At 33.1% G+C, this 18,418-nt stretch carries 21 protein-coding genes; 15 read left to right on the top strand and 6 right to left on the bottom strand.

Annotated elements, in window-relative coordinates:
- Positions 1–66 precede the first annotated feature (66 nt).
- On the bottom strand, positions 67–864 hold the full coding sequence (gene fdhD / locus HMPREF3247_RS02305; protein WP_001030825.1) for a formate dehydrogenase accessory sulfurtransferase FdhD: 798 nt from the start codon (positions 862–864) through the stop codon (positions 67–69).
- 289 nt (positions 865–1,153) lie between these two features.
- Here fdhD and modA point away from each other — a divergent pair, with 289 nt between their 5' ends.
- The 5 genes from modA to HMPREF3247_RS02280 all read left to right on the top strand — a co-directional run bounded on the left by modA (position 1,154) and on the right by HMPREF3247_RS02280 (position 4,938).
- Complete coding sequence (modA, locus tag HMPREF3247_RS02300) at positions 1,154–1,936, top strand: molybdate ABC transporter substrate-binding protein (RefSeq protein ID WP_000769517.1); 783 nt, start codon at positions 1,154–1,156, stop codon at positions 1,934–1,936.
- Between the two features lie 13 nt (positions 1,937–1,949).
- Positions 1,950–2,621 carry a molybdate ABC transporter permease subunit gene (gene modB / locus HMPREF3247_RS02295; protein WP_001113093.1) on the top strand — a complete coding sequence of 224 codons (672 nt, stop codon included), beginning with the start codon at positions 1,950–1,952 and terminating at the stop codon, positions 2,619–2,621.
- Positions 2,622–3,227 (top strand): ATP-binding cassette domain-containing protein, encoded by a 606-nt coding sequence (locus tag HMPREF3247_RS02290; protein ID WP_000913018.1) that lies wholly within the window; start codon positions 2,622–2,624, stop codon positions 3,225–3,227.
- 169 nt (positions 3,228–3,396) lie between these two features.
- The gene (locus tag HMPREF3247_RS02285; protein WP_000076929.1) at positions 3,397–4,401 is read left to right on the top strand and encodes a ThiF family adenylyltransferase; all 1,005 of its coding nucleotides are present in this window, start codon (positions 3,397–3,399) and stop codon (positions 4,399–4,401) included.
- Positions 4,402–4,431: 30 nt separating this feature from the next.
- The gene (locus HMPREF3247_RS02280) at positions 4,432–4,938 is read left to right on the top strand and encodes a MogA/MoaB family molybdenum cofactor biosynthesis protein (protein WP_000503820.1); all 507 of its coding nucleotides are present in this window, start codon (positions 4,432–4,434) and stop codon (positions 4,936–4,938) included.
- A gap of 1 nt (position 4,939) precedes the next feature.
- On the opposite strand, the gene moaC is transcribed toward HMPREF3247_RS02280, so the two are convergent.
- Positions 4,940–5,434 carry a cyclic pyranopterin monophosphate synthase MoaC gene (gene moaC, locus HMPREF3247_RS02275; RefSeq protein ID WP_000134527.1) on the bottom strand — a complete coding sequence of 165 codons (495 nt, stop codon included), beginning with the start codon at positions 5,432–5,434 and terminating at the stop codon, positions 4,940–4,942.
- A 62-nt stretch (positions 5,435–5,496) separates the two neighbouring features.
- Here moaC and glp point away from each other — a divergent pair, with 62 nt between their 5' ends.
- The 6 genes from glp to moaA are packed head-to-tail and all read left to right on the top strand — an operon-like array spanning position 5,497 to position 9,585.
- The gene (glp, locus tag HMPREF3247_RS02270; protein WP_000259731.1) at positions 5,497–6,756 is read left to right on the top strand and encodes a molybdopterin molybdotransferase MoeA; all 1,260 of its coding nucleotides are present in this window, start codon (positions 5,497–5,499) and stop codon (positions 6,754–6,756) included.
- On the top strand, positions 6,753–7,238 hold the full coding sequence (gene mobB, locus HMPREF3247_RS02265) for a molybdopterin-guanine dinucleotide biosynthesis protein B (protein WP_070866184.1): 486 nt from the start codon (positions 6,753–6,755) through the stop codon (positions 7,236–7,238). The genes glp and mobB overlap by 4 nt, the downstream gene beginning before the upstream one ends.
- A 13-nt stretch (positions 7,239–7,251) precedes the next feature.
- Positions 7,252–7,698 (top strand): molybdenum cofactor biosynthesis protein MoaE, encoded by a 447-nt coding sequence (locus HMPREF3247_RS02260; RefSeq protein ID WP_000808495.1) that lies wholly within the window; start codon positions 7,252–7,254, stop codon positions 7,696–7,698.
- A 5-nt stretch (positions 7,699–7,703) separates the two neighbouring features.
- Complete coding sequence (moaD, locus tag HMPREF3247_RS02255) at positions 7,704–7,937, top strand: molybdopterin converting factor subunit 1 (RefSeq protein ID WP_000866971.1); 234 nt, start codon at positions 7,704–7,706, stop codon at positions 7,935–7,937.
- A gap of 6 nt (positions 7,938–7,943) precedes the next feature.
- Positions 7,944–8,543, top strand: a complete 600-nt coding sequence (gene mobA, locus HMPREF3247_RS02250) for a molybdenum cofactor guanylyltransferase MobA (RefSeq protein WP_000643988.1) — start codon at positions 7,944–7,946, stop codon at positions 8,541–8,543.
- A gap of 19 nt (positions 8,544–8,562) precedes the next feature.
- The gene (gene moaA, locus HMPREF3247_RS02245; protein WP_070866183.1) at positions 8,563–9,585 is read left to right on the top strand and encodes a GTP 3',8-cyclase MoaA; all 1,023 of its coding nucleotides are present in this window, start codon (positions 8,563–8,565) and stop codon (positions 9,583–9,585) included.
- Positions 9,586–9,851: 266 nt separating this feature from the next.
- Here moaA and HMPREF3247_RS02235 read toward each other — a convergent pair whose 3' ends face one another.
- Positions 9,852–10,037, bottom strand: a complete 186-nt coding sequence (locus tag HMPREF3247_RS02235; RefSeq protein ID WP_031866192.1) for a hypothetical protein — start codon at positions 10,035–10,037, stop codon at positions 9,852–9,854.
- A gap of 125 nt (positions 10,038–10,162) precedes the next feature.
- On the opposite strand from HMPREF3247_RS02235, the gene sarV reads away from it, so the two are divergent.
- Positions 10,163–10,513 carry an HTH-type transcriptional regulator SarV gene (gene sarV, locus HMPREF3247_RS02230; RefSeq protein ID WP_000066900.1) on the top strand — a complete coding sequence of 117 codons (351 nt, stop codon included), beginning with the start codon at positions 10,163–10,165 and terminating at the stop codon, positions 10,511–10,513.
- 101 nt (positions 10,514–10,614) lie between these two features.
- Here sarV and HMPREF3247_RS02225 read toward each other — a convergent pair whose 3' ends face one another.
- Positions 10,615–11,826, bottom strand: a complete 1,212-nt coding sequence (locus tag HMPREF3247_RS02225) for an MFS transporter (RefSeq protein WP_000184405.1) — start codon at positions 11,824–11,826, stop codon at positions 10,615–10,617.
- Positions 11,819–12,259 carry a MarR family winged helix-turn-helix transcriptional regulator gene (locus tag HMPREF3247_RS02220; protein ID WP_000951058.1) on the bottom strand — a complete coding sequence of 147 codons (441 nt, stop codon included), beginning with the start codon at positions 12,257–12,259 and terminating at the stop codon, positions 11,819–11,821. Before HMPREF3247_RS02220 ends, HMPREF3247_RS02225 begins: the two co-directional genes overlap by 8 nt.
- A 161-nt stretch (positions 12,260–12,420) precedes the next feature.
- On the opposite strand from HMPREF3247_RS02220, the gene HMPREF3247_RS02215 reads away from it, so the two are divergent.
- Positions 12,421–13,185 carry a VOC family protein gene (locus HMPREF3247_RS02215; protein WP_000600971.1) on the top strand — a complete coding sequence of 255 codons (765 nt, stop codon included), beginning with the start codon at positions 12,421–12,423 and terminating at the stop codon, positions 13,183–13,185.
- On the opposite strand, the gene HMPREF3247_RS02210 is transcribed toward HMPREF3247_RS02215, so the two are convergent.
- Complete coding sequence (locus HMPREF3247_RS02210) at positions 13,177–13,428, bottom strand: hypothetical protein (protein ID WP_001566779.1); 252 nt, start codon at positions 13,426–13,428, stop codon at positions 13,177–13,179. The two genes, HMPREF3247_RS02215 and HMPREF3247_RS02210, sit on opposite strands and share 9 nt — an antisense overlap.
- Before the next feature lie 388 nt (positions 13,429–13,816).
- Here HMPREF3247_RS02210 and femX point away from each other — a divergent pair, with 388 nt between their 5' ends.
- Entirely contained in the window at positions 13,817–15,082 is a 1,266-nt protein-coding gene (gene femX, locus HMPREF3247_RS02205) for a lipid II:glycine glycyltransferase (protein WP_000413865.1), read from the top strand.
- Positions 15,083–15,198: 116 nt separating this feature from the next.
- Positions 15,199–18,366, top strand: a complete 3,168-nt coding sequence (locus HMPREF3247_RS02200; protein WP_000592297.1) for an efflux RND transporter permease subunit — start codon at positions 15,199–15,201, stop codon at positions 18,364–18,366.
- Positions 18,367–18,418: the final 52 nt, after the last annotated feature.

The following is an 18,418-nucleotide window of genomic DNA, read 5'->3' as shown; positions in this document are numbered from 1 at the left end:
AATAGTGCGTTTAAATTGTTGATTCATGTAGAATATCGTTCATTATGACACACTATAATGAATATGTTATTGTTCAGAATCAATGATACGTTCTGGATGACTGTATATATTAAAGCCACCATTTCGAATAAATCCAACTGCCGTAATATTTAGGTCATTAGCTAAGGTTACAGCAAGCGTTGTCGGAGCTGATTTAGATAAAATGACGCCAACACCAATTTTTGCGGCTTTAATTAAAATTTCTGATGAAATACGTCCACTAAAAATTAATACTTTATCTCGGACAGTAATATGTCGCTGAATACAAAATCCATATAATTTATCTAGAGCGTTATGTCTACCAATGTCTTGTCGATGTACAAAAAATGTCAAACCATCGCTTATAGCAGCATTATGTAAGCCACCTGTTTCTTGGTAAATATGACTTGCACTTTGTAATCGAGTCATCATGTTAATAATTTGCATTGGAGTTAAAGTGATTTTAGACATAGATGTTTTAGCGATAGCAGCATCATTTTGAAAATAAAACTCACGACTCTTTCCACAACAAGATGCAATCATTCGTTTTGTGGAATATTGAAAGCGATCGCCTAAATCTTTATTAAGTTCAACATGGGCAAAACCTTTACTATCATCAATCAGCACAGATTTTAATTCATCTCGCTTTAAAATGGCACCTTCCGAAGCCAGAAATCCAATGACTAACTCCTCAAGGTTTGTTGGACTGCATATAACAGTCGCAAATTCTTCACCATTCACCATAATTGTAAGTGGAAATTCTGTCACATATTGATCTGTTGTATTGAATAATTTTCCATCTTCATATCTAACAATTGGTTGACCTAAAGATACATCTTTGTTCATTATCTAACCCCTTTAATTAGCTTAAACTTTATTTTAAAGCAATTTGCTTAAAATTTTAACATATTTGCTTAAGTTTGAAATTTGATTGATAAAAATTAATAGCGAGCAATCTGTTTGATTTAAATTGAATTCGAGAATATACATACTAGGGCATCAATTAATAAATATCAATCTTATGCAAATTTGACAATTGTTTGAATCAATATATAAACAGGCAACGGTTCTTTTCAAATATAATAGTAAGTGTATAATGAAAATGTAAATATTATTAAAAATGGGGGTTCACTCAATGAAATTGAAACGTTTATTTGCTGTTGTGATTGCAATGCTTTTAGTATTAGCTGGTTGCTCTAATTCTAACGATAATAATGAAAGTAAAAAAGATGACGCAGACAATGGTAAGAAACAAGAGATTCAAGTTGCAGCGGCAGCAAGTTTAACAGATGTAACCAAGAAATTAGCTTCAGAATTTAAAAAAGAGCATAAAAATGCTGATATTAAATTTAACTATGGTGGATCAGGGGCATTAAGAAAACAAATTGAATCAGGCGCACCTGTTGACGTATTTATGTCTGCAAATACTAAAGATGTAGATGCATTAAAAGACAAGAATAAAGCGCATGATACATATAAATATGCGAAAAATAGTCTAGTATTAATTGGTGATAAAGATTCAAATTACACTTCAGTAAAAGACTTAAAAGACAATGATAAATTAGCATTAGGTGAAGTGAAAACTGTACCAGCAGGAAAATATGCGAAACAGTATTTAGATAACAATAACTTATTTAAAGAAGTCGAAAGTAAAATCGTTTATGCTAAAGATGTAAAACAAGTATTAAATTATGTTGAAAAGGGTAATGCGAAACAAGGTTTTGTGTATAAAACTGACTTATATAAACAAAATAAAAAAATTGATACTGTAAAAGTAATTAAAGAAGTAGAACTTAAGAAGCCAATCACATACGAAGCTGGTGCTACATCAGATAGTAAATTAGCAAAAGAGTGGATGGAATTCTTAAAATCAGATAAAGCTAAAGAAATACTAAAAGAATACCACTTTGCAGCATAAGGAGTTGTAATCCATGCCTGACTTAACACCTTTTTGGATATCAATACGAGTTGCTGTAATCAGTACGATTATTGTAACGGTTTTAGGTATTTTTATATCTAAATGGTTGTATCGTCGTAAAGGTTCGTGGGTTAAAGTATTGGAAAGTTTATTGATATTACCTATTGTTTTGCCGCCAACGGTATTAGGTTTTATTCTATTAATCATCTTCTCGCCAAGAGGACCAATCGGTCAATTCTTTGCGAATGTACTACATTTACCTGTAGTGTTCACTTTGACAGGTGCTGTGATAGCATCTGTCATTGTTAGTTTTCCACTAATGTATCAACATACTGTGCAAGGCTTCAGAGGTATAGACACGAAAATGATTAATACAGCTAGAACAATGGGAGCAAGTGAAACGAAAATTTTCCTCAAATTAATTTTACCATTAGCTAAACGCTCTATTTTAGCAGGTATAATGATGAGTTTTGCTCGTGCATTAGGTGAGTTTGGTGCTACATTAATGGTTGCAGGATATATTCCAAATAAAACGAATACACTACCTTTAGAAATATACTTCTTAGTGGAACAAGGTAGAGAAAATGAAGCGTGGTTATGGGTATTAGTGCTAGTCGCATTCTCTATTGTGGTTATATCTACAATTAATTTATTGAATAAAGATAAATATAAGGAGGTCGACTAGATGCTTAAAATCAATGTGAAATATCAATTAAAGAACACTTTAATTCGCATCAATATAGATGATACTGAACCAAAAATTTATGCAGTTCGTGGTCCATCTGGCATTGGTAAAACTACTGTTTTAAATATGATTGCCGGATTACGTAAAGCAGATGAAGCTATTATCGAAGTGAATGGGCAATTACTTACTGATACGGCAAAAAACGTGAATGTTAAAATTCAACAACGACGTATTGGATATCTGTTTCAAGACTACCAATTGTTTCCTAATATGACGGTCTATAAAAATATTACTTTTATGGCTGAACCATCTGAACACATCGATCAATTAATTCAAACTTTAAACATTGATCATTTGATGAAACAATATCCTATGACATTGTCAGGTGGAGAGGCACAACGTGTAGCACTTGCACGTGCACTTAGCACGAAACCAGATTTAATTTTATTAGATGAACCTTTTTCTAGTTTGGATGATACTACAAAAGATGAGAGTATTACATTAGTTAAACGTATTTTCAACGAATGGAAAATACCAATCATATTTGTGACACATTCAAACTATGAAGCAGAACAAATGGCTCATGAAATTATTACAATTGGGTAATCATTTATTTGCCATTAAAGAGTTTAGAACGTATTTAAAATTGTAGAAGTGAATGCTTCTATCAGCATTTTAATGATGTTTTAAACTCTTTTTTAGGGGCAGTTTTTTTGAGAGACATTGACGCGCGTCATATAATGAAAGTAATGATAAAAAGAAAGGATAACTTAATGTGAGTCAAGAACGTTATTCAAGGCAAATTTTATTTAAACAAATAGGTGAAATAGGTCAAAGCAAAATAAATCAAAAATGTGCGTTGATTATTGGTATGGGCGCATTAGGTACACATGTGGCCGAAGGACTTGTTAGAGCAGGCATTGCTAAACTAATCATTGTTGATAGAGATTATATTGAATTTAGTAATTTACAAAGACAAACATTGTTTACTGAAGAAGATGCTTTGAAAATGATGCCTAAAGTGGTTGCAGCTAAAAAGCATTTGCTAGCGTTACGTAGTGATGTTGATATTGATGATTATATTGCCCATGTGGATTATTATTTTTTGGAAACACATGGACAGGACGTTGACGTTATTATTGATGCAACCGATAACTTTGAAACACGACAACTGATTAATGATTTTGCATATAAATATCGTATACCTTGGATTTATGGTGGTGTTGTACAGAGTACATATACAGAAGCTGCATTTATACCTGGTAAAACACCTTGCTTTAACTGTTTGGTACCACAATTGCCAGCATTAAATTTAACATGTGATACAGTAGGGGTCATTCAACCTGCCGTGACGATGGCAACAAGTTTACAATTAAGAGATGCGATGAAAGTATTAACGGAACAACCAATTGACACAAAAATAACTTATGGCGATATTTGGGAAGGTAGTCATTATTCATTTGGTTTCAGTAAAATGCAACGTTCAGACTGTACAACTTGTGGAGATGTACCAAGTTATCCGTATTTAAACAAGAATGAACAACGTTATGCAACATTGTGTGGTAGAGACACTGTACAGTATGAAAATGCATCAATTACACACGACATTCTTGTTCAATTTTTAAAACAACATCAACTAAATTATCGCAGTAATTCGTATATGGTTATGTTTGAATTTAAAGGACACCGCATTGTTGCTTTTAAAGGTGGAAGGTTTTTAATACATGGCATGACACGCACATCAGATGCCACACATCTAATGAATTTATTGTTTGGATAAAAAAAGATAAGACAAAAGGAGTGTAATATTATGGGCGAACATCAAAACGTTAAATTGAATCGTACAGTTAAAGCAGCCGTACTAACGGTATCAGATACTAGAGACTTTGATACAGATAAAGGTGGTCAATGCGTGCGCCAACTATTACAAGCAGATGACGTTGAAGTGAGTGACGCACATTATACAATTGTGAAAGATGAAAAAGTAGCCATCACGACGCAGGTGAAGAAGTGGTTAGAAGAAGATATTGATGTCATCATTACGACTGGTGGAACAGGTATTGCACAACGTGATGTGACGATTGAAGCAGTAAAACCACTTTTAACTAAAGAGATAGAAGGCTTTGGGGAATTGTTTAGATATTTGAGTTATGTTGAAGATGTTGGCACGCGTGCATTATTGTCTCGTGCTGTAGCAGGTACAGTTAATAATAAATTGATATTTTCGATTCCAGGATCAACAGGCGCAGTTAAATTAGCATTAGAAAAGCTCATTAAACCAGAATTAAATCATCTGATTCATGAGCTTACAAAATAATTTATTGATTTGATTGGCGTTGAAAATCTCCAGATTTACCGCCAGACTTGCTTTCAAGGTAGGTTTCGCCAATAATCATACCTTTATCAACTGCTTTCGTCATGTCGTAAATGGTTAAAGCCGTTGCTGATGCAGCGGTTAAAGCTTCCATTTCAACACCGGTTTTGCCAGTTGTAGAGACAGTTGTTTGAATGTTTAAAGTATAAAGGGGTGCATTTGTTTCATCCCAGCTGAAGTGAACATCTATGCCAGTCAATGGTAATGGATGGCACATCGGAATAATTGTTGATGTATTTTTGGCAGCCATAATACCAGCGATTTGAGCAGTGTTCAATACATTGCCTTTGGTATTGGTGTTATTAGAAATCTGCTTAAAAATAGTTTCATTTACAGTAATGCTTGAATGAGCGACAGCAGTTCTTTTTGTAATTTGTTTGTCTGATACATCGACCATTTTGGCGTGGCCTTGTTGATTAATATGAGTAAACTCAGTCATTTTACCCCTCCTAGTGCATCTAGTATATCATGAAAAAATAAAAGTTTTGGAGATGATTTTTAATGGTAGTAGAAAAAAGAAACCCAATCCCAGTTAAAGAAGCAATTCAACGTATCGTTAATCAGCAGAGTTCAATGCCGGCAATTACGGTAGCACTTGAAAAAAGTCTAAATCATATCTTAGCAGAAGATATTGTAGCTACTTATGATATACCAAGGTTTGATAAATCACCTTATGATGGTTTTGCAATTCGCAGTGTTGATTCACAAGGGGCAAGTGGTCAGAATCGCATTGAGTTTAAAGTGATTGATCATATTGGTGCAGGTTCAGTTTCTGATAAATTAGTTAGGGATCACGAAGCGGTGCGTATTATGACTGGAGCACAAATACCTAATGGCGCAGATGCTGTTGTTATGTTTGAACAAACGATTGAACTAGAAGATACATTTACAATTCGTAAACCATTTTCAAAAAATGAAAATATATCTTTAAAAGGTGAAGAAACAACGACAGGCGATGTTGTTCTAAAAAAAGGACAAGTAATTAATCCAGGGGCTATAGCGGTCCTTGCAACATATGGCTATGCAGAGGTTAAAGTTATTAAGCAACCGAGTGTCGCTGTTATTGCAACAGGAAGCGAATTATTAGATGTTAATGATGTATTAGAAGATGGAAAAATTCGTAACTCTAATGGCCCAATGATTCGTGCCTTAGCAGAAAAATTAGGTCTTGAAGTTGGTATTTACAAAACACAACAAGATGATTTAGATAGTGGCATACAAGTCGTTAAAGAAGCTATGGAAAAACATGATATCGTTATTACAACGGGAGGAGTTTCTGTTGGAGATTTTGACTATTTACCTGAGATTTATAAGGCTGTAAAGGCGGAAGTGTTATTTAATAAAGTAGCAATGCGTCCTGGTAGCGTAACAACGGTTGCATTTGCAGATGGAAAGTATTTGTTTGGATTATCTGGAAATCCATCAGCTTGTTTTACAGGATTTGAACTATTTGTGAAACCAGCTGTTAAACATATGTGTGGCGCACTAGAAGTCTTCCCGCAAATAATTAAAGCAACATTAATGGAAGATTTTACCAAGGCAAACCCATTCACACGATTTATACGTGCTAAAGCAACGTTAACAAGTGCTGGAGCTACTGTAGTACCTTCAGGATTCAATAAATCAGGTGCGGTTGTAGCGATTGCACATGCTAACTGTATGGTCATGTTACCAGGAGGGTCACGTGGTTTTAAAGCGGGGCATACAGTAGATATTATATTGACTGAATCTGACGCTGCTGAAGAGGAACTTCTTTTATGATTTTACAAATTGTAGGTTACAAAAAGTCTGGTAAGACAACATTGATGAGGCATATTGTCTCTTTCTTAAAGTTACATGGTTATACAGTTGCTACTATTAAACATCATGGGCATGCTAAGGAAGATATTCAATTACAGGATTCAGACGTCGATCACATGAAGCATTTTGAAGCGGGGGCAGATCAAAGTATTGTACAAGGTTTTCAATATCAGCAAACTGTAACACGTGTAGATAATCAAAATCTTACTCAAATTATTGAGAAATCTGTTACAATTGACACCAATATCGTATTAGTTGAAGGCTTTAAAAATGCTGATTTTGAAAAAGTCGTAGTCTATCGAGATGAAGAAGAGTTGCAAGTATTACAACAATTGTCGAATGTTTGTTATAGCATTAATGTAAGGGAGCATGAAGATTTTACAGCATTTGAGCAATGGTTATTAAATAAAATTAAAAATGATTGTGATACACAATTAACATAGAGGATTGAAATGAATGAAACAATTTGAAATCGTGATAGAACCGATACAAACAGAACAATATCGTGAATTCACTATAAATGAATATCAAGGTGCAGTAGTTGTTTTTACCGGTCATGTTCGCGAATGGACTAAAGGCGTCAAAACGGAATATTTAGAATATGAAGCGTATATTCCAATGGCTGAAAAGAAATTGGCACAAATTGGAGATGAAATAAATGAAAAATGGCCTGGAACGATAACGAGTATTGTTCATAGAATAGGGCCATTACAAATTTCAGATATCGCTGTATTAATTGCAGTTTCTTCACCGCATCGTAAAGATGCCTATCGAGCAAATGAATATGCAATTGAGCGTATAAAAGAAATTGTTCCGATTTGGAAAAAAGAAATTTGGGAAGATGGTTCAAAATGGCAAGGGCATCAAAAAGGGAATTATGAAGAAGCGAAGAGGGAGGAATAAGAGAGATGAAGGTACTTTACTTCGCAGAAATTAAAGATATATTACAAAAAGCACAGGAAGATATTGTGCTTGAACAAGCATTGACTGTACAACAATTTGAAGATTTATTGTTTGAACGTTATCCGCAAATCAATAATAAAAAGTTTCAAGTTGCTGTAAATGAGGAATTTGTACAAAAATCAGATTTCATTCAACCTAATGATACTGTTGCATTAATTCCACCGGTTAGTGGAGGTTAAGGGAGCATGAAAGCAATAATTCTTGCAGGTGGTCATTCAGTGCGATTTGGTAAGCCCAAAGCTTTTGCGGAAGTGAACGGTGAGACCTTTTATAGTAGAGTAATTAAGACATTAGAATCAACAAATATGTTCAATGAAATTATTATTAGTACAAATGCGCAATTGGCAACGCAATTTAAATATCCAAATGTTGTTATAGATGATGAGAATCATAATGATAAAGGTCCATTAGCAGGAATTTATACAATCATGAAGCAACATCCTGAAGAAGAATTGTTTTTTGTCGTTTCTGTTGATACACCAATGATTACTGGTAAAGCTGTAAGCACGTTGTATCAGTTTTTAGTTTCTCATCTTATTGAAAATCATTTAGATGTCGCAGCTTTTAAAGAAGATGGACGTTTTATTCCAACAATTGCATTTTATAGTCCGAATGCATTAGGCGCTATAACTAAAGCACTACATTCTGATAATTACAGTTTTAAAAATGTATATCATGAATTATCAACGGATTATTTGGATGTCAGGGATGTAGATGCGCCCTCATATTGGTACAAAAATATAAATTATCAGCATGATTTGGACGCTTTAATTCAAAAATTGTAAGCTGTTAGGAGGTCCACAAATGGTAGAACAAATAAAAGATAAACTAGGACGTCCCATCCGTGACTTACGGTTATCTGTGACAGATCGGTGTAACTTTAGGTGTGATTATTGCATGCCTAAAGAGGTATTTGGAGATGATTTCGTATTTTTACCTAAAAATGAACTGTTAACGTTTGATGAAATGGCTAGAATCGCTAAGGTATATGCAGAATTAGGTGTAAAAAAAATACGCATTACAGGTGGAGAACCATTGATGCGACGCGATTTAGATGTACTTATAGCTAAATTAAATCAAATCGATGGTATTGAAGATATTGGTTTGACTACAAATGGTTTGTTATTAAAAAAGCATGGACAAAAGTTATATGATGCTGGGCTACGCAGAATTAATGTCAGTTTGGATGCTATTGATGATACGCTATTTCAATCAATCAATAATCGTAATATTAAAGCGACTACGATTTTAGAACAAATTGATTACGCGACGTCTATTGGTTTGAATGTAAAAGTAAATGTTGTTATACAAAAAGGTATTAACGATGATCAAATCATACCAATGCTTGAATATTTTAAAGATAAACATATAGAGATTCGATTTATAGAATTTATGGATGTTGGTAATGATAATGGATGGGATTTCAGTAAAGTTGTAACTAAAGATGAAATGCTTACAATGATAGAGCAGCACTTTGAAATCGATCCTGTAGAACCAAAATATTTTGGGGAAGTAGCAAAATATTATCGCCATAAGGATAATGGTGTTCAATTTGGTTTGATTACAAGTGTTTCACAATCATTTTGTTCTACATGTACACGCGCAAGGCTGTCATCAGATGGGAAGTTTTACGGATGTTTATTTGCAACTGTCGATGGATTTAACGTTAAAGCGTTTATTCGTTCTGGCGTGACCGACGAAGAATTAAAAGAACAATTTAAAGCTTTATGGCAAATAAGAGATGATCGATATTCAGATGAGAGAACTGCTCAAACAGTTGCCAATAGTCAACGTAAAAAGATAAACATGAATTATATTGGTGGTTAATGTGTAGGGACCACTACATATTAAATCATTAGAGATGTTTTAATATTTCTGTCTTACTCCCTAAAATACAATATTATTTATTAAAGTAAAAACGGTCATATCTATGCCAGATTTAATAGAAATGATCGTTTTTAAAGTTTTTACAAGTTGGCGGGGCCCCAACACAGAAGCTGACAAAAAGTCAGCATACAATAATGTGCAAGTTGGCGGGGCCCCAACATAGAAGGTGACGAAAAGTCAGCTTACAATAATGTGCAAGTTGGGGATCAACGAAATAAATTTTGTGAAAATGTTATTTCTGTCCCACTCCCAAAAATCACTACATAATAAATCTTTAAGGGCTCTTTAACATTGATGTCACACTCCAAGTCATTGAGTTGTAATATATCTTTTTTAGGTATAAATGTTGTCGAATAAACAACAAGTTGTCCAAAAGATATAAATCTAAACAAGATATAGCCAGCAATTTAATATTTGTAATAGATAAAATGCTAAGTTTGATATATAATAAATTTAAGTAATTGTATAATAATATGAATTACAAACATCTAAGAAGAAACATAGGAGGCATCATATTATGAGTAATAAAGTTCAACGTTTTATAGAAGCAGAAAGGGAGTTAAGTCAGTTAAAGCACTGGTTAAAAACAACACATAAGATTTCAATTGAAGAATTTGTAGTACTTTTTAAAGTGTATGAAGCTGAAAAGATTAGCGGTAAAGAATTGAGAGATACATTACATTTTGAAATGCTATGGGATACAAGTAAAATCGATGTGATTATCCGTAAAATCTATAAAAAAGAGCTTATTTCTAAATTGCGTTCTGAAACGGATGAAAGACAAGTATTCTATTTCTATAGTACTTCTCAAAAGAAATTGTTAGATAAAATTACTAAAGAAATAGAAGTGTTAAGCGTTACAAACTAAAAACTTAAAAAGCATGCCAATCAGTACATCATAATTGCGTCTTGGGGACAGACAAATGATGAATAGAGATTGGCATGCTTTTTATTTTTGAATATAAATATTTAGTTCATGGCATTTCTAGTTACATGACGTCCATGAATTAAGAAGTAAACAAGCATAGTAATGATTGCTAAAGCGGCCATAAAGCCGAAGATTTCACTATATGAAAACATATGAGTAAATAACCCAAGGAATGATGGACCGAAGCCGACACCTGCATCTAGACCAACGTAAAAAGTAGATGTCGCGATACCATATTTAATCGGAGGTGAGACTTTTATCGCAATAGATTGCATTGCAGATGATAAATTTCCATACCCTAAACCTAGGCAAGCACCAGCAAGTAATATTAACCAGCTTTGATAGCTTGAAATTAAGCATACAAATGAAAGGAAAAGCATGATAAATGCTGGGTAGACAATAATATTTTCATTTTTATCATCCATCAATCTACCAGCAATAGGTCTAGTAATTAACGATGCTATAGCATAGCAAATAAAGAAATAGCTTGCTGCAGTTACTAGGTGTCGCTCTAAAGCAAATGCTTGTAAATAAGTTAGGATGGACGCATAGGTAACGCCAATTAAAAGCATAATTACAGCAACAGGAATGGCCTCTTTTGCAATAAATTGATGAATACTAAATCTTGGTTTATCAATGACTTTAGTTTCAGTTTTGTTATTTGTTACTTCGAAATCAACTTTTATAAATAATGAGATAATGAGTCCGAGTATGCCTAATATGACACAAATAATAAACAGTAAATCAATTGCGTATTTTGTAATAAGTAACATGCCTAGAAATGGGCCAATCGCTGTACCTAATACTAAACTTAAAGAAAATAAACTGATGCCTTCACTTTTTCTATTAACAGGGGTAACGTATGCCGCAATAGTACCTGTTGCAGTTGTCACAACTGCAGTTGCGATACCGTTTATGAGACGTACAAAGATTAAAAAAGCTAAAGATCCATCAATAAAATAAAGTAATTGCGTGATAATTAAAGCAATTAAACCAATAAATAATAATCGTTTAGGTCCGATTTGATTTACAAATTTACCTGTAGCAAATCGACCAATTAAAGACCCGACAATAAATAGTCCTACAACTAATCCGGCTAATGAATCGGAAGCGTCGAAAGCTTGCTTACTATAGCCAGCAATAACTACAAGTAACAAATACATGCATAGGTATACGATAAAGTTGACAAAAAAGTTGATTGTAAAACTTTTGGTGAAAATAGGTGATTTATTTAATGAGCCTTGATTAGTCATTGTGTGCCTCCTTTAATAATATTTCATGAATTTGATTCATCACATTTATGGTTTCTTGCATTTGATCTTGCGAAATGTTTGTTTTGGCAACTACTGCTTGTTGGAGCTTTTGTACATCAAGACAAACAATCTCATATAATTCATGCCCTTTAGGTGTTAAAGTTAAAAACTTTTGTCGTTTATCCTCTAAACTGTTTTCTACTGTTATAAGGTCATTTTCTATTAGAGCTTTTAAAGTTTTTCTTGCAGTAGGCTTTTCAATTGCACGTCTATGTGAAATTTCAATGAGAGTAGTGGGCTGATGTTTAGCGATATCGCGTAAGATTAACCATTGGCCATAATATATATTGTGTTTTTCTAAAATCGGCTCGGCTAATTTTAAATAGGGGCGATATATTGTTATAAAACTATTGAAAAATTCTTGTGATAGCATAGTGACATCTCCTAAGAAAAAATAGTTAGCTTAGCTAACCTTTTTACAACAATAGTAATTATAAAACGGGAGCAATTAGAAATCAATATATAATTATTAAGAGCAAAAATAATTATACTTTGTTAAAATAAGCGTAATTACATGTAAATAGGGGGATACTAATGATATTGAAATTTGATCACATCATTCATTATATAGATCAGTTAGATCGGTTTAGTTTTCCAGGAGATGTTATAAAATTACATTCAGGTGGGTATCATCATAAATATGGAACATTCAATAAATTAGGTTATATCAATGAAAATTATATTGAGCTACTAGATGTAGAAAATAATGAAAAGTTGAAAAAGATGGCAAAAACGATAGAAGGTGGAGTCGCTTTCGCTACTCAAATTGTTCAAGAGAAGTATGAGCAAGGCTTTAAAAATATTTGTTTGCGTACAAATGATATTGAGGCAGTTAAAAATAAACTACAAAGTGAGCGGGTTGAAGTAGTAGGTCCGATTCAAATGGAAAGAGATACACATAAAGATGGTAAGGTAAAGTGGCAATTGCTTTATATAATGAATCAGGATGATGATGAAATTAAGCCACCATTTTTTATTCAATGGGAAGAAAGTGATTCCATGCGTACTAAAAAATTGCAAAAATATTTTCAAAAACAATTTGCAATTGAAACTGTTATTGTGAAAAGTAAAAACCAATCACAAACAGTATCGAATTGGTTGAAATGGTTTGATATGGACATTGTAGAAGAGAATGACCATTACACAGATTTGATTTTAAAAAATGATGATATTTATTTTAGAATTGAAGATGGTAAAGTTTCAAAATATCATTCGGTTATCATAAAAGACGCACAAGCAACTTCACCATATTCAATTTTTATCAGAGGTGCTATTTATCGCTTTGAACCATTAGTATAAATATACGTAAGTGCTATGAGCGAGAATGCCCATATGAATAATGGCAAGCACAATGGAAAGAATTGTTAATATATTATTTAATCGTGATGACTTAATTAAAATGAAAAAGATTGATAATATAAATGTGAAAAAGATAAGTATAACCCGTAAACTAAAGTAATTCACGGTGAGAGGTTGACTCAATGTCATAATGATTGCAACGATGTTCATAATTATAAATAGACTTAAAATAATTGTTCTCATATCAAACACCTCATTGTTAGATTATTGACATTATAACAGGGGTAATTGTATATGAACATTAATGTGGTTGCTTGAGGAAAAATTTATTCATTGAAGTCAAGTTGGTTCATTTTAGAAATGAATATCGTGTTAGATGATGAAAGTATATTGAAGTATAGGTAACTAGTTGAAAAGTATTAATTGTACGATAACATTAAATTTAACACGAAACATAGATATAAAATGATTCACAATTAAAATGGGTAAATTTGAACTTGCTAAACTATTAATTGGAGCATGGACATTTCAAAAATAAGAGTTCAAATCTTACACAAGCTCTGAATCGACACTATAAGATACAGACTGTATAATTAAAGGTATTGTTAAATAGAAGGAGATATCATAAATCATGGAAAAGATGCATATCACTAATCAGGAACATGACGCATTTGTTAAATCTCACCCAAATGGAGATTTATTACAATTAACGAAATGGGCAGAAACAAAGAAATTAACTGGATGGTACGCGCGAAGAATCGCTGTAGGTCGTGACGGTGAAGTTCAGGGTGTTGCGCAGTTACTTTTTAAAAAAGTACCTAAATTACCTTATACGCTATGTTATATTTCGCGTGGTTTTGTTGTTGATTATAGTAATAAAGAAGCGTTAAATGCATTGTTAGACAGTGCAAAAGAAATTGCTAAAGCTGAGAAAGCGTATGCAATTAAAATCGATCCTGATGTTGAAGTTGATAAAGGTACAGATGCTTTGCAAAATTTGAAAGCGCTTGGTTTTAAACATAAAGGATTTAAAGAAGGTTTATCAAAAGACTACATCCAACCACGTATGACTATGATTACACCAATTGATAAAAATGATGATGAGTTATTAAATAGTTTTGAACGCCGAAATCGTTCAAAAGTGCGCTTGGCTTTAAAGCGAGGTACGACAGTAGAACGATCTGATAGAGAAGGTTTAAAAACATTTGCTGAGTTAATGAAAATCACTGGGGAACGCGATGGCTTCTTAACGCGTGATATTAGTTACTTTGAAAATATTTATGATGCGTTGCATGAAGATGGAGATGCTGAACTATTTTTAGTAAAGTTGGATCCAAAAGAAAATATAGCGAAAGTAAATCAAGAATTGAATGAACTTCATGCCGAAATTGCTAAATGGCAGCAGAAGATGAAAACATCTGAAAAGCAAGCTAAAAAAGCGCAAAATATGATTAATGATGCGCAAAATAAAATTGCTAAAAATGAAGATTTAAAACGAGACCTAGAAGCTTTAGAAAAGGAACATCCTGAAGGTATTTATCTTTCTGGTGCACTATTAATGTTTGCTGGCTCAAAATCATATTACTTATATGGTGCGTCTTCTAATGAATTTAGAGATTTTTTACCAAATCATCATATGCAGTATACGATGATGAAGTATGCACGTGAACATGGTGCAACAACTTACGATTTCGGTGGTACAGATAATGATCCAGATAAAGACTCAGAACATTATGGATTATGGGCATTTAAAAAAGTGTGGGGAACATACTTAAGTGAAAAGATTGGTGAATTTGATTATGTATTGAATCAGCCATTGTACCAATTAATTGAGCAAGTTAAACCGCGTTTAACAAAAGCTAAAATTAAAATATCTCGTAAATTAAAACGAAAATAGATTAACGACTGAAATCTGAACGCTCATAAGACTGTCATTTGCGTTCAGATTTTTTTACACAATATAGAATGGTTGAGTAAAATATTTTTGAATATAGTGAAAGAGGGGGAAGTACTGTGATAAAAAAGCTATTACAATTTTCTTTAGGGAATAAGTTTGCTATCTTTTTAATGGTTGTTTTAGTTGTCTTGGGCGGTGTATATGCGAGTGCTAAATTGAAATTAGAATTACTACCAAATGTACAAAATCCAGTTATTTCAGTTACAACAACAATGCCGGGTGCAACGCCACAAAGTACCCAAGATGAAATAAGTAGTAAAATTGACAATCAAGTAAGATCATTGGCATATGTGAAAAATGTTAAAACGCAATCCATACAGAATGCTTCAATTGTAACAGTTGAATATGAAAATAATACAGATATGGATAAAGCAGAAGAACAGCTTAAAAAAGAAATCGATAAAATTAAATTTAAAGATGAAGTTGGTCAACCAGAATTAAGACGTAATTCGATGGACGCTTTTCCGGTTTTAGCATATTCATTTTCAAATAAAGAGAATGACTTGAAAAAAGTAACGAAAGTACTGAATGAACAATTAATACCAAAATTACAAACGGTAGATGGTGTGCAAAATGCGCAATTAAATGGGCAGACGAACCGTGAAATCACCCTTAAATTTAAGCAAAATGAACTTGAAAAATATGGGTTGACTGCTGATGATGTAGAAAACTATCTAAAAACGGCAACAAGAACAACACCACTTGGATTGTTCCAATTTGGTGATAAAGATAAATCAATTGTTGTTGATGGTCAATATCAATCTGTTGATGCTTTTAAAAACATAAATATTCCATTAACGTTTGCAGGAGGACAAGGGCAATCTCAATCCCAAAGTGACAATAAACAAAATTCAGCCATGTCAGACGTTAATCAGGCATCACCACAGCAAAATTCAAAAGCGTCAGCACCAAATAATATAAGTGGTATGCCGACAGCGAAACTAGGAGATTTAGCTGATATTACAGTTGGTGATGTGCGTACTTCTATTTCTAAAACGAATGGAAAGGATGCGGTTAATCTACAAATAACTAAAGCTCAAGATGCCAATACAGTTCAAGTAGCCAAAGATGTACAACGTAAAATTGATACATTCGTTGATGAAAATAAAGATTTTAATGTCACAAAAACAATGGATACTGCAAAGCCTGTTGAGAAATCACTTTATACGATGGTTGAAAAAGCATCATTAGGTACAATCGTGGCAATTATAGTTATTTTGCTGTTTTTAAGAAACATTCGTACGACGGCAATTTCTATTATATCCATTCCGTTATCACTTCTTATGGCGCTTATTGCTCTGAAATTGAGTGATGTTTCATTGAATATACTAACGTTAGGTGCATTAACAGTAGCGATTGGACGTGTGATAGACGATTCGATTGTAGTTGTTGAAAATATTTATCGACGCTTAACAGATTCAGAAGAACAATTAAAAGGTGAAAATTTAATTATCAGTGCGACAACTGAAGTATTTAAACCAATAATGTCATCGACACTAGTTACAATTATCGTCTTCTTACCACTTGTGTTTGTATCAGGTTCAGTAGGCGAAATGTTTAGACCTTTTGCATTGGCTATTGCATTTAGTTTATTAGCATCGTTATTAGTGTCAATTACACTCGTTCCAGCTTTGGCAGCAACACTATTTAAAAAAGGCGTTAAACGTCGTAATAAACAACATCAAGAAGGATTAGGTGTTGTTAGTACAACTTATAAAAAAGTATTGCATTGGTCACTAAATCATAAGTGGATTGTAATTATATTAAGTACTTTAATTTTGGTTGTAACTATTGTATTTGGAGGACCGAGACTAGGCACTAGCTTTATTTCAGCAGGTGACGATAAATTTTTAGCTATTACTTATACACCGAAGCCTGGTGAAACGGAGCAAGCAGTGTTGAATCATGCGAAAGATGTTGAAAAATATTTAAAACAGAAAAAGCATGTAAAAACAATTCAATACTCAGTTGGTGGTAGTAGTCCAGTAGATCCAACGGGTAGTACAAATAGTATGGCAATCATGGTTGAATATGATAATGACACGCCTAATTTTGATGTAGAAGCGGATAAGGTTATTAAACATGCAGATGGCTTTAAACATCCTGGAGAGTGGAAAAATCAAGATTTAGGAACAGGTGCAGGTAATAAATCTGTAGAGGTTACTGTAAAAGGTCCATCAATGGATGCCATAAAATCAACTGTAAAAGATATTGAACAGAAAATGAAACAGGTTAAAGGACTAGCCAATGTCAAATCTGATTTATCGCAAACATATGACCAGTATGAAATTAAAGTTGATCAAAATAAAGCGGCAGAAAATGGTATTTCTGCAAGTCAACTTGCAATGCACTTGAATGAAAACTTACCAGAAAAAACAGTTACGACTGTTAAAGAAAATGGTAAAACTGTTGATGTTATAGTCAAACAAAATAAGCAAACAGACTGGTCAGAAGATAAGTTGAATAATATAACTTTGAAAAAGCCGACTGGTGGTACGATTAAATTGGGAAATATCGCTACGTTAGTTAAAACAACGACACCAAGTAAATTGACGCAAGAACAAGGAGATTATGCAACGACGGTATCTGCTAAAGTAACAAATAAAGATGTGGGTGGCACAACACGACAAGTGATGTCTAAAATAAATAATTTGGACAAACCGAATAATGTAAAGGTTAATATCGGTGGTGCATCAGATGATATTAACAATGCAATGACACAATTAGCCTTTGCAATGTTAGCTGCGATCATTATCGTATATTTAATCCTAGTTATTACATTTAAAGGTGGCTTAGCACCATTTACAATTCTATTCTCTTTACCATTTACAGTTATCGGTGTAATTATTGCACTATTAATCACAGGAGAAACAATATCAGTACCAAGTTTAATTGGTATGCTAATGTTAATTGGAATCGTAGTAACAAATGCCATTGTGTTAATAGACCGTGTCATTAATAATGAGCAGCAGGGCATGGAGATGAAAGAAGCATTAATCGAAGCAGGCGGTACTAGAATTAGACCGATATTAATGACGGCGATTGCAACAATCGGTGCATTAGTTCCTTTGTTATTTGGTCAAGATAGCTCGATTCTTATTTCGAAAGGATTAGCTGCTACAGTTATTGGTGGTTTAATTTCATCAACTTTATTAACACTTGTAGTTGTACCAGTAATATATGAAATTCTCTTTACTTTGAAAAAACGATTCACTAAACGATAGATAATATAAAAGCCATAAAAGGCTGGGACATAAATCCCTAAAAAACAGCAGT

This window comes from Staphylococcus sp. HMSC36A10 (assembly GCF_001838845.1).
GTDB classification, from domain to species: Bacteria; Bacillota; Bacilli; order Staphylococcales; family Staphylococcaceae; genus Staphylococcus; species Staphylococcus aureus.
The sequence above is the reverse complement of the archived record's forward strand: the minus strand, read 5'-3'. Positions and strand labels throughout refer to the sequence as shown.